This is a genomic window from Promicromonospora vindobonensis (assembly GCF_042685865.1).
In the GTDB taxonomy this organism is placed as follows: Bacteria; Actinomycetota; Actinomycetes; order Actinomycetales; family Cellulomonadaceae; genus Promicromonospora; species Promicromonospora vindobonensis.
Genome location: NZ_JBHUOG010000002.1, coordinates 2067095 through 2079021 on the forward strand (window position 1 = coordinate 2067095; position 11927 = coordinate 2079021).

Genomic DNA, 11927 nt, shown 5'->3' on the forward strand with positions numbered 1-11927 from the left:
GGGGCGGTTGACAGGGTCGGGCAGGTCAGCGGTCGAGGCGCACGATCACCTTGCCGGCGGCGCCCGTGCCGCCGGCGAGCCGCTCGAACGCGGCCGGTCCCTCCGAGAGCGGCACCTGCACCGAGATGAGAGCGGAGGCGACGTCGCCGGCGGTACCGATCCAGGCGGCGGCGTCCCGGAAGTCGGCGGCGCTGTAGGTGAAGCTGCCGACCAGGGTGCGTTCCGCGGTGCTGACGAGGAAGGCGTCGAGCGTGAGCCGGGGCGCGCCCATGCCGACCAGGCACACGGTCGCCCCGATGCGGGTGGCACGTAGGGCGGTCGCGACCGTTGGTTCGATGCCGACGGCGTCGATCGCCGCGTCGAACGGGCCTCCCGCGAGCGCCTGGGCCTGTTCGACGGCGTCGTGCGCGCTGCCGTCGACGGTGCGGGCGCCGATGCGTTCCACGAGCGCGCGGCGGCCGGGGTCGACCTCGGTGACGACGACGGGGCCGGCGTCGGCCATGCGCAGCGCCAGCACGAGGGACTGGCCGATCGGGCCGCCGCCGGTGACGAGGACGCGCTGCCCCGCCGTGACCCCGGCGCGCCGCACGGCGTGGACGGCGACGGCGAGCGGCTCGATCAGCGCCCCGTGCTCGATCGGCAGGCCGGCGGGGAGCGGCACCACGTTGCGCACGGGGACGGCGACGAGCTCCGCGAACGACGAGACCCAGGTCGGGTCGACGCCGATCACGCGCTTGTCCGGGCTCATCTGCTCGCGCCCGGCGTACTCCCCCACGTCGCTCTGCGGGATGACGACGGGGTTGAACGTCACGGGGTCACCGACCTCCAGCCCGGACTCCTCGGCACCCGCGCCGAGGGCGGCGACGACGCCGGAGCTCTCGTGCCCCATGACCTGCCCCGGGTGGCGCCGGCCGTTCTCGCCCGTGTAGCCGTGGACGTCCGACCCGCAGATGCCGGTCGCCTGCACACGGATCAGCACCTGCCCTTCTCCGGCCTGGGTGTCGGGCCGCTCCTGGACCTCCAGGTACCCGATCCGCTCCAGCACGAGTGCACGCATGTGTCGTCCCCTTCTCTCGTCTTCCGAACGGGCACGCTCAGTGCGCCGCTGTACGCTCTGCGATCTCGACGGCCCCGCGGCTGAGCCGCTTGGCCAGCAGGATCAGCACCGACCCGAGGAGCGCGATGCCGCCGAGCACGAGCATCCCCGCCCCGTCGCCGAGCCGTTCGTCGACCGCGGTCTTCAGGACCGGGGCGATGAAGCCGCCCAGGCTGCCCACCGCGTTGATCAGCGCGATCCCCGATGCCGCGGCGGCACCGATGAGGAACGACGTCGGCAGGGTCCAGAAGATCGGCTGCACCGAGATGAACCCCGCCGCACCGATCGACAGGCCGGCGAGCGCGAGGACCGGGCTCTCGAAGAGCACGGACGCGCCCATCCCGACGCCGGCGGCGGCGAGCGCGGCCGCCGCGATCTCGCGGCGGCGACCGGTGCGGTCTGCGAGCCGCGTGAGCAGGAACGTGGCGACCACCGCCGCCACCCACGGGATGGCCGTGAGCAGCCCGACGCGGAGGCCGACGTCCTGGCCGACGAGCGCCGAGACCTGGGTGGGCAGGTAGAAGCTCACGCCGTACACGCTCGCCTGGATGGTGCAGTAGATCAGGCAGAAGAACAGCACGACCGGGCTGGTGAGCGCGCGCAGCGCACCGCGGGGCGAGTGCTCCGACTTGTCGCGGTCCTCGGACTCCAGCGCGGCCACCAGCGATGCTCGGTCTTCGTCGGACAACCAGCGCGCGTCGGCGGGCCCGTCGTCGAGGAACGCGATGACGACGAAGCCGATGAGCACCGTCAGCGCCCCGGTCACCAGGAACATGAGCTGCCAGCCGTGCAGGCCGCCGAACCCGTCCAGGTCGAGCAGCAACCCTGACATCGGGCCACCGAGGATGAAGGCCAGCGGTGCGCCGAAGTAGAAGTAGCCGTTCACGCGAGCCCGGTGCTGCACGGGGATCCAGTACGTGAGGTAGAGGATCACCCCGGGGAAGAAGCCGGCCTCCGTGATGCCGAGCAGGACGCGGAGCACGTAGAACGTCGCCTCGTTGTGCGCGAACATCATCAGCGCGGAGACGATGCCCCAGCTGATCATGATGCGTGCGAGCCACGCCTTCGCGCCCACGCGTCGCATGATCAGGTTGCTGGGCACCTCGAAGACCGCGTACCCGAGGAAGAAGATTCCCGCACCGAGCGCGTACGCCGCCTCGGAGATACCCGTGTCCGCCTGGAAGGCGTCCTTCGCGAACCCGAGGTTCGAGCGGTCGAGGAAGGCCAGGATGTACATGAGCAGAAGGATCGGCAGCAGGCGTCTCGTGACCCTGCGCACGATGCGCGCAGTGGCCTGTGAGTGCGCCTGCGACTCGACTGAGGGCTGTGCCATGACGATCTCCGTTGATGTCGCGGATGGACGGTCCCGATCTAGTTCATGTGGATGAACTAGGGTTCATGTGGGTGAAAGCCGGTGGAGTATGGCATGCACCCACGGGCACGTCAAACATGCCCGACCGCTCGTGCTCAGCGGCCCGGTCCTGTGATTCAGCGTGTGGGAAGGCCGATCGCGGCGCGGATATCGATCGCGGCCTGGGCGAGCGAGGCGTAGAACGTCAACGGCCAGCCGGACGGCGTCCGCTGGGTCGGCAGCGTGATGCTGAGCGCCGCAGCGATCCCTGTCTCCCGCTCCCACGTGAGCGGCACCGCGACACAGCGACAGCCCTCGACGAACTCCTCGTCGTCGACGGCGTAGCCGACGTCGGACGTTCGCTCGAGGACCTTCATGAGCTCGTCGACGTCGGTGACGGTGTGCTGCGTGAGCCTCGGCAGCACCACCTCCGAGAGGCGACGCCGGGCGTCGTCGGGCTCGAGCGTGCTGAGCAGCGCCTTGCCGATGCCCGTCGCGTGCGCGTGGAGCCGCATGCCGACCGTCGACACCATCCGCATCGGGTTCGGCGAAGGGCTGATCGCGATGTAGACGTTCTCGACGCCGTCGAGCCGGGCGAGCTGCACCGTCTCCCCGGTCTTGCGAGTGAGCGCGTCCATGACCGGCTCCGCGGACTCGGCGAGCCCGCGATGCCCGTCGTACCGCTGCCCGAGCTGCCAGACCTTCAGGCCCAGCGCGAACCGGCGCGACACCGCCTCCTGCGAGATCCAGCCCTCGGCCTCCAGCGTGCGAAGCAGGCCGTGCGCACTCGACTTCGGCAGGCCGAGCCGGGCGACGATGTCGTTGAAGCTGACCGAGCCGGAGGCCGCGACGTACTCGACGATCTCGAGTGCCCGGGCCGCCGACTTCACGGGAGCCACATCGTTCGGGACCACGTCGCGCGCCATCTGGCGATCGTAACTGCCCGCGTGGGTCACGGTGCCGACACCAGTTCTGGCCTGGCGAACCAGAGGCTCACCAGGCCAGATGTGTCGGGCTGACTGGATTCGAACCAGCGACCCTCTGCTCCCAAAGCAGATGCGCTACCAAGCTGCGCCACAGCCCGTCGTCCACGGATGCCGTACGTCCGCGTGACCCGCGCGAACACTCCGTACGCACGTAGTACAGATCGTAACGGATCCACACAGGTAGGTCCGGCTCATTCCGCCCCCTGCGGCGGCTCGGCCCTGCACCCAGTGCCGCAGGCCGGGCCGTGACCGCCAGGCGTCAGAGATCGTCCGGCGGGATCGGGTCGGCGAGAAACGTCTCGATCGCGTCCTTGGTCGGGACCACGGTGACGTCCGAACCAGAGAACAGGTGCACCAGCGAGTAGGCGATGTCCCGGACGGCGACGTTCGACCGGTTGGACGCCTCGCGCAGCACGCTCATCGCCGCTTCGTCCTCGATCCCGTAGATCACCATGAGCACGCCCTTGGCCTGCTCGATGCCCGACCACTGCTCGGCCGACGCCTTGATGGACGCCGTCGCCTCGCGTGCTGCGGCCTCCCGCTGCACCTCCGTGACGTCGATGAAGTACCCGAACAGCTCGGTCACGCGGCCAGTCGCGAAGGCACGCCGGCCTTGACCGGTCACGGCCAGGGTGCGGGCCCTGCCCTTGGCATCCAGGATGCGGTGCACCGAGCTGAACGGCTCCCCGGTCTCGGCAGCACGCCGCAGGACGCCGTCGACCCGGTCGCGGTCGTCGGGGTGCTTGTGCGACAGGATGAGTGGCGTCGTCGGCACGATCTCGCCCGGCTCGAAGCCGTGCATCTCGTACACCTCGTGGGACCACTCCCAGCTACCCGTCGCCAGGTCCAGCTGGTATCGCCCGACCGGCGGCTTGAGGCCTCCGGCGAGCGCCTTCTCGAGCTCGTTCTCCAGCGGCGATCGGCCGGCTGAGGGTGCAGTGGTCACGAAGGTCCTCGGGGGCTAGGTCGTGCGGCCGATGCCCTGGTGCGGGACCCAGGACCTGGTGCAGCCCAGAATATCGCGCCGCAGGAGGTTGCTACGGAGCCAGGCCGTGCCGGTGCGGCGCGGCCTGGCTCCGTAGCGGCCCGCGATCAGTGCCGAGGCGCTCCCGGCGCCGCAACGCCCAGGATCTCGGCCACGTCCGCCGCGGAGCCGCCGGTCGAGGCGAGCTCGACGATCCCCCGCGCGACGTCGCGTACTGCGACGTTCGTGTGGTTGGAGGATCTGCGCAGCCGCTCGAACGCCTCGTCGACGTCGATGTCCAGGACGAACGCGATGATGCCCTTCGCCTGTTCGATGGGAGCGCGTGTCGCGGCGGATGCGCGGATGGACGCCGATGCCACCCTGTCGGCCCGTGTCTGGACCGCAGCGGTGACATCGACGAAGTAGCCCACCAGCTCGCACACATGGCGCGTCTCGGGATCGAGCCGCCCCTGCCCGACCACCGTCAGCGTCCGCTCCCTGCCACGGGCGTCCATGATGCGGTGGACGCTGCTGAACGGCGCACCCGTCACCGCGGCGCCCTCGAACATCCGCGACACGCGCGGGCGGTCGTCCGGGTGCTTGTGCGCCAGGACGAGCGTCATGGTCGGCACCACGTCACCGGGCTCGAAGCCGTGGATGCGGAACGTCTCGTCCGACCACCACCACTGCTGCGTGGCCAGGTCGTACCGGTAACGCCCCGTGAGGTGGTTCGTGCCGGGCGTGAGAGCACGCCCGGTATTCGTTGGTTCTGCGGTCATGCAGCGGCCTTCCTCGTCGCTACCTGCGCCGATGAGCCGCTGCCTGACTCCCCCTGACCGTATCCCCCAAGCGTCTCCGCCGAAAGCCCCGAGCCGAAAATCCTCTACCTGACCCGAAGCTCACCGCGAATCTGGACCTGCGGCGCTACCCGTCCCCCAGCGTCGAGGCGCGCACCACCAGCCGCGGCGCCAGCCGCTCGACGCCACGTGCCGGCTCCCCCTCGATCGCCGCGATCAGCAGCTCGGCAGCACGCTGCCCGAGCCGTTCGAGCTGCATGTCCACGGTGGTCAGCGGGGGCCGGCTCGCCAGCGACATGACCTCCCAGTCGTCGTAGCCGGTCACGGCGACCTCGTCGGGCACCCGTAGGCCGCGCTCCCGGAGGCGGTCGCAGCCGCCGCGTGCGAGCTGGTCGGAGGCGAACACGATCGCGTCCACGTCGCCTGCTCCCCCGGCTCCGCCCTCGGAACGTCCACCGGCCGAACCCCCCGCCGGCCCCAGCACCAGGTCGACGGCGCGCCGCCCCCACTGCTCCGACCAGTCGCCGTACAGCGGCGGCCCTGCGAGCTGCAGCCCGCGCGACCCGAGCTCCGCGACGAGGGTGTCGTGTCGCACCAGGGAGGCCGCCTGCTCGGCCCGTCCGCCCACGTAGGCGATCCGACGGCGGCCGCGCTCGACGAGATGGTCGACGAGGAGCCGCATGCCGGCGGCGTCGTCGGGCACCACGGAGGCGTCGTCAGGGTCGGTGGACGGCGCGAACGCGTACACCACTGGCATCGGGACCCGGATCGGCTCGCGGGGTTCGGTGGTGCGGCCGGTGACGATGATCCCGTCGACCCGCCGGGCCACGAGCGCGCGCACGTGGTGCTGCTCGCGCACCGGATCGTGGCGGGCAGTCGCGAGCAGCGCCGAGAGCTCACCGCCGACCAGGGCGTTCTCCGCGCCGAGCACCACGGGCAGCGAGAACCGGCCGGCGGAGTCGGTGCTCAGGAGGCCCACCGTGAAGCTGCGCCGGGCCGACAGCGAGCGCGCGCTGGCATCGGGCACGAAGCCGAGCCGTTCGGCGGCCTCGCGCACGCGTGCCCGGGTGCTCTCCCGCAGGGAGCCGTTGCCGTTGAGCGCCTTGGACACCGTGCTCGGCGCCACCCCCGCCAGGGCCGCCACGTCGGTGATCCGCACGACCGATCCCCGCTCCATCACGCACCAGCCTCCTGGCCTCGTTGTTTCTGAATTTTCCGTCAGTAGCGCCCGCCACGACCCGTCCAGCCGCGGAGGAACGAGCACCAGCGTACCTCGCCGCCCAGTTCAGCAGCGACTTTTGGCCTGATCTCGCCCAGACCTTTGACGCTGGCGGCGACCGGTCCGTACGATCAGGAAATCGGATTCCTGATTTCCGTCTCAAAGGAGAGCTGATGACGACCGTGACCCCCAGTGGCACCACCCGGGGCCCTGCCGAGCCCTCCAGCGACGCCCGCGTCCTGCTGCGTCCGCTCGCCGTCGGGCAGGCGACCATCGATGCGGGGCTGTGGCGCCGCACCGCCGATGTGAACCGGTCCGCCGCGATCCCCGAGGGCCTCGAACAGCTCGCCAAGGCCGGCAACCTGCGCAACCTGGAGATCGCCGCGGGCGAGGCCGAGGGCGAGGCGATCGGCCCGATCTTCGCCGACTCGGACGTCCACAAGTGGCTCGAGGCGGCCGCCTGGGAGTACGCCCGCGAACCCGACGAGCAGCTCCTCGCCGACCAGCTGCGGGTCACCGCGCTGCTCGCGGCCGCGCAGGCCGACGACGGCTATCTCGACTCCGTACCCATGCTCCGCAAGGTGCCCCGCTACAGCGACCTGCCCTGGAGCCACGAGCTGTACTGCGCGGGTCACCTGTTCCAGGCGGCGGTCGCCCAGGTGCGCGCGACGGGCCACCGTGAGCTGCTCGACGTCGCCGTGCGGCTCGCCGACCACCAGGTCGCGACCTTCGGCGACGGTGAGGGCCAGCTCCGCGAGGTGGACGGCCACCCCGTCGTCGAGATGGGCCTCGTCGAGCTGTACCGGGAGACAGGCACGCGCGCGTACCTCGACCTGGCTCGGTGGTTCGTCGAGGCACGCGGCACGGGCATCATCGAGGCCCACGGCCACGGGCCGACGTACTACTCGGACCGGGTCCGGGTGCGCGAGGCCACCACGGTCGAGGGGCACGCAGTACGTGCGGTGTACCTCAGCGCGGGCGCGGCCGACGTCGCCATCGAGACCGGCGACGCCGAGCTCCTCGCCGCGCTCGACACCCAGTACCGCTCCATGGAGCGCGAGAAGCAGTACGTCACGGGCGGCCTCGGGTCGCGCTGGGAAGGCGAGGCGTTCGGCGACCCGTACGAGCTCCCGACCGACCGCGGGTACGCCGAGACGTGCGCCGCGATCGGCGGCGTCCAGTGGGCGTGGCGCATGCTGCTCGCCACGGGCGAGGCCCGGTACGCCGACCAGATCGAGCGGATGCTCTTCAACGGGTTCCTCGCCGGCGTCTCCCTCAGCGGCACCGAGTACTTCTACGTGAACCCGCTCCAGCTGCGCAGCGACGCCCACGCCGACGAGAACCGCAGCCCGGCCCACGGCCGCCGCAGCTGGTTCGACTGCGCGTGCTGCCCGCCGAACATCATGCGCACGGTCTCCAGCCTGACCGGCTACCTCGCCACGGCGGACGGGCCGAGTCTCCAGCTCCACCAGTACGCGCCCGGCACGGTCACGGCCCCGCTCGACGGCGGCACGCTGCGCCTGCGCGTGGAGACCCGCTACCCGGACGAGGGCCGCATCGCGCTCCACGTCGAGGAGGCGCCCGACGGCGAGACGACCCTCGCGCTCCGGGTCCCCGCCTGGGCCGACGGCGCCACCGTCGACGGCGAGCCCGCGACCGCCGGCACGTACGCGCGGCTCACGCGCCGGTTCGCGGCCGGCGACACCGTGGTGCTCGACCTGCCGATGACACCGCGCCTCACCGTCGCCGACCCCCGCGTCGACGCCGTCCGGGGCTGTGTCGCGATCGAGCGCGGGCCGCTGGTGTACGCGCTGGAGCAGCCGGACCAGGAGGACGGCGCGGTCGTCGACGACCTGCGGATCGACGTCGCCGGTGCTCTGTCCGACGAGTTCCGCCCGGACCTCCTGGGCGGTGTGACGGTGGTGCGAGCCCGCGGCGCCGTCGTGCCCGGACCTGACGAGGAGGCGACGACGCCGTACCGGTCTGTCACGGAGGCGGCCCCGGCCGCCGGCCGTGAGGTGACGCTCACGGCGGTGCCGTACTACGCGTGGGCCAACCGCGGCCCGCAGGCGATGCGGGTCTGGGTCCCCACCCTCTGACCCACCGAGAGGCAAGGGAGAGGAGAGCGATGGAGCTCACCAGACGCCAGCTGCTCGCACTGGCCGGCGCGGCGACGGCGACAGCCGCGCTCGCCGGCTGCGGCGGGACGCTGCGCCCGCCCGACGTCGAGGCCGCCGGCTTCGGCGAGAACGCGAGCGGGACGCTCAACCTGTGGTGCCGGTCGGACACGGTGAACGGCACGCAGGCCGTCGTCGACGCGTTCCACCAGGCCCAGGACCGGATCCGGGTGACGCTGACCCCGATCCAGAACGGGCAGTACGTCACCAAACTCGCGACAGCGATCCGCGGCGGGCGCGTGCCCGACGTCGTCGACATCGACGACATCTACTCCACGATGTTCGCCTACCGCGACGCGTTCACGGACCTCACGCCGCTCATCGAGGACCTCGGCATCGGGGACGCGCTGAGCCCGGGCCACCTCGCGCTGAGCACCAAGGACGGGCGCCACTACGGCCTGCCGTTCATCGGGGACTTCTCGGTGCTGTTCTGCAACACCGAGCTGTTCGAGCGGGCCGGTCTCGACGTCGCGCAGTCGACGGCGGACTTCGCCGGGATCCTGGACGCGGCCCGCGCCATCACCGGTCTGGACGACGGCGTCTACGGCTGGTCGTTCCCGGGCAACGCCTCGGGCGCGCTCGGGTTCACCGTCCAGCCGCACGTCTGGGCGACCGGCCGCGACCTCATCCAGGGCGAGGTCGGCAGCCAGCGCGGCGACATCGTCGGCAACGACGCCCTGCGCCGCACGCTCGACCTCGAGCGCACGCTGTGGGCGGAGCAGCTGGTCCCGCCGGGCAGCTTCGCCGACGACGCCTCCCGCTGGTCGGCCGACTACACCGCCGGACGGCTCGGGATGTTCCCGGCCGGCTACGGCGTCGTCGTGCCGAATGCCGAGCAGGAGCTGCTGGACCGCACGCAGGTGGTGCTCCTGCCCGGCCCGGACGGCGGGCGGGCGTTCTTCGACGGTGGCGACAACCTCTGCATGCTCAACGGCGCGCGGAACCCGTCGGCGGCGTGGGAGTTCATGAGGTTCGCCGTGTCCGTCGAGCAGCAGTCGCGGATGCCGGAGGGCTTCTACTCCCCCGTCCGCTCCGACGTCGTCACGCCGGAGTTCCGGGAGAGCTACCCGTTCGTCGTCCCGCCGCTGGAGTCGTTGGACACCGGCTACGCGCCGACGACACTCGCCTACAACCTGATCTACAACCAGCAGGACGGACCGTGGTTGCGCATGTTCCGCTCTGCCGTCTTCGACGGGGAGGTCGATGCAGCGATGCAGGAGGCCCAGTCCACGTACGACCGGATCCTGAAGCAGGCCCAGGCATGAGCGGGCACGCGGCCAAGGCCCCGGGCCAGATGCGCGACCCGCGGCGCGGCACCCTCACGCACCCGCGGCGCACCGGCCTGGCGCTCATCACGCCGGCGGTCGCCCTCGTCGTCGTCTTCGTGTTCGTGCCGCTCGTGGTGGCGGGCTACATCTCGCTGACGAACTTCCCGCTCATCGGCGACTACCGCTTCATCGGGTTCGACAACTACGCCTCGGTGCTCGCCGACCCGACGTTCTGGGACGCGCTCGGCTACACCCTGCTCTACACGGCGATCGTCACGCTGCCGATCCTGCTGGTCGGGTACGGGCTCGCCGTGCTGGTCCGGTCGAACCGGCGGGGCGCGACGCTGCTGCGCACCATCTTCTTCGTCCCGTTCGTCATCGGCCTGACGACGCTCAGCTTCCTCATGCTGCTGGAGGCCCAGCCCAACAGCGGGATGGTGAACGTGGCGCTCAAGTGGCTCGGCATCACCGACGGTTCGACGGCGTGGCTCGTCAACGGGCCGCTGGCCACGGGCCTGCTGTGCGTCATGGTCGTCTGGGGCGCCTCGGGCCTGACGATGGTGCTGCTGATGTCCGGCATGCAGGGCATCCCGCGCGAGGTCTACGAGTCCGCGGAGATGGACGGCGCCTCGTGGTGGCAGCGGGAGGTGCAGATCACGGTGCCGATGCTGCGCCGGACGATCGCGATGACCGTGATCCTGTCGGTCATCGGGTCGTTCCTGGCGTTCACACAGTTCTACATCCTGACGCAGGGCGGGCCGGGTTCGGACACGACGACGATCGTCATGGCCATCTACCGGCGGGCCTTCGTCCAGCTCCAGCTGGGCGCCGCCACCGCGATGTCGCTCGTCCTGGTCGTCATCACCGGTCTGGTCACCGCGGCCCAGTTCTGGCTGCTGCGGGAGAGGAGCTGACATGGCTACCGTCACAGAGGTTTCCGCGACGCGTGGTGCGCCCGCTGTACGACGTCGTCCTGCTCGTTCCGCCGCGCCTTTGCCGGGGGCGGGCGGGCCGGAGCGGGACACGCGCGTGAAGCGCACGCTGTATGTGGTGGGCGGCACGCTCGCGGCCCTGGTGTTCCTGGTGCCGCTGGTCATCGCATTCGTGCGGGCGGGGCAGCCCGGCGACGTCATCGTCGCGGCCCCGGACGCGCGGTTCTTCGAGCTGTCGTGGGTCAACTTCCAGGCGGTCGTGGACCAGCCGGAGGTGTGGCGCGGCATCCTGAACTCGGCGATCGTCTCGGTCTCGACGGCGGTACTCACCGCCGTGCTGGCGACGCTGGCCGGGTACGGGTTCGCCAAGTTCCCCTTCCGGGGGCGCGGCGTGCTGTTCGGACTGGTGCTCGTCACGCTGATGGTCCCGTTCCAGGCGATCCTCACGCCGCTCTACCTGCAGATGAACGTCATGGGGCTGACGGACAGCCTGTTCGGGCTCGTGCTGTTCTACACGACGGTGAACCTGCCGTTCGGCATCTTCGTCATGCGCAACACGTTCGCGGCCGTGCCCGCTGAGCTCGAGGACTCGGCGCACGTGGACGGGGCCGGGACCCTGCGGATCCTGGTGTCGGTGCTGCGGCCGCTGGTGATTCCGGGGACCGCTACTGCCGCCCTGTACGCGTTCCTCGCGTCATGGACGGAGTTCCTCGGGGCGCTGACGTTCCTGACCGACTCCAGCCTGTACACGCTGCCGGTGTCGCTGGTGAACCTGCAGCAGGGTGCGTACGGGCAGGTGAACTTCGGGCTGCTCGCGGCGGGATCCGTCATCGCGATGATCCCCTGCGTGATCCTGTACGTGGCGCTGCAGCGGTACTACGTGGCGGGACTGGCGTCGGGATCGGTGAAGGGGTGAGGGCCTAGGTCCGTTGCCCGACGGCGGTGCGTGTCACGCTCGCCCATGCCACTCGGTGGGCGCGAGGTTTGCTAAGGTATCGACCGCACCGTGGTTCCAGCCTCGGTCGCGCGGGCGTAGCTCAATGGTAGAGCCTTAGTCTTCCAAACTAATTACGCGGGTTCGATTCCCGTCGCCCGCTCTCCATGCGAGAGCGCAGGTCAGAGCAGGTTTCTGGCTTG

Annotated in this window: 10 protein-coding genes and 2 tRNA genes; 5 read left to right on the top strand and 7 right to left on the bottom strand. The window is 70.9% G+C overall.

The genetic code is table 11. The features are described from left to right. Window positions 1-25 precede the first annotated feature (25 nt). The 7 genes from ACFS27_RS22500 to ACFS27_RS22530 form a co-directional block, all read right to left on the bottom strand. Entirely contained in the window at window positions 26-1057 is a 1032-nt protein-coding gene (locus ACFS27_RS22500) for a zinc-dependent alcohol dehydrogenase (RefSeq protein ID WP_377187779.1), read from the bottom strand. Window positions 1058-1094: 37 nt separating this feature from the next. After that, window positions 1095-2429 (bottom strand): MFS transporter, encoded by a 1335-nt coding sequence (locus ACFS27_RS22505; protein ID WP_377187782.1) that lies wholly within the window; start codon window positions 2427-2429, stop codon window positions 1095-1097. A gap of 155 nt (window positions 2430-2584) precedes the next feature. After that, window positions 2585-3373, bottom strand: a complete 789-nt coding sequence (locus ACFS27_RS22510; RefSeq protein WP_377187785.1) for an IclR family transcriptional regulator — start codon at window positions 3371-3373, stop codon at window positions 2585-2587. 84 nt (window positions 3374-3457) lie between these two features. Next, window positions 3458-3531, bottom strand: a tRNA-Pro gene (locus ACFS27_RS22515). A gap of 161 nt (window positions 3532-3692) precedes the next feature. After that, window positions 3693-4379: a PAS and ANTAR domain-containing protein gene (locus tag ACFS27_RS22520; RefSeq protein ID WP_377187788.1), complete on the bottom strand. Its 687-nt coding sequence runs from the start codon at window positions 4377-4379 to the stop codon at window positions 3693-3695. A gap of 146 nt (window positions 4380-4525) precedes the next feature. Further along, window positions 4526-5176: a PAS and ANTAR domain-containing protein gene (locus ACFS27_RS22525; RefSeq protein WP_377187790.1), complete on the bottom strand. Its 651-nt coding sequence runs from the start codon at window positions 5174-5176 to the stop codon at window positions 4526-4528. 145 nt (window positions 5177-5321) lie between these two features. After that, window positions 5322-6371, bottom strand: coding sequence for a LacI family DNA-binding transcriptional regulator (locus ACFS27_RS22530; protein WP_377187793.1), 1050 nt, complete (start codon window positions 6369-6371; stop codon window positions 5322-5324). Window positions 6372-6586: 215 nt separating this feature from the next. Here ACFS27_RS22530 and ACFS27_RS22535 point away from each other — a divergent pair, with 215 nt between their 5' ends. The 5 genes from ACFS27_RS22535 (at window position 6587) to ACFS27_RS22560 (ending at window position 11887) form a co-directional block, all read left to right on the top strand. Continuing rightward, a complete protein-coding gene (locus ACFS27_RS22535) occupies window positions 6587-8512 on the top strand; it encodes a glycoside hydrolase family 127 protein (RefSeq protein WP_377187796.1) in 1926 nt (641 codons plus the stop codon). A 29-nt stretch (window positions 8513-8541) separates the two neighbouring features. Continuing rightward, window positions 8542-9855, top strand: a complete 1314-nt coding sequence (locus tag ACFS27_RS22545; protein ID WP_449301750.1) for an ABC transporter substrate-binding protein — start codon at window positions 8542-8544, stop codon at window positions 9853-9855. Beyond that, window positions 9852-10772 (top strand): carbohydrate ABC transporter permease, encoded by a 921-nt coding sequence (locus tag ACFS27_RS22550; protein WP_377187799.1) that lies wholly within the window; start codon window positions 9852-9854, stop codon window positions 10770-10772. The genes ACFS27_RS22545 and ACFS27_RS22550 overlap by 4 nt, the downstream gene beginning before the upstream one ends. Before the next feature lies 1 nt (window position 10773). Further along, complete coding sequence (locus tag ACFS27_RS22555; protein WP_377187802.1) at window positions 10774-11706, top strand: carbohydrate ABC transporter permease; 933 nt, start codon at window positions 10774-10776, stop codon at window positions 11704-11706. A 110-nt stretch (window positions 11707-11816) separates the two neighbouring features. Beyond that, a tRNA-Gly gene (locus ACFS27_RS22560) sits at window positions 11817-11887 on the top strand. Window positions 11888-11927 lie beyond the last annotated feature (40 nt).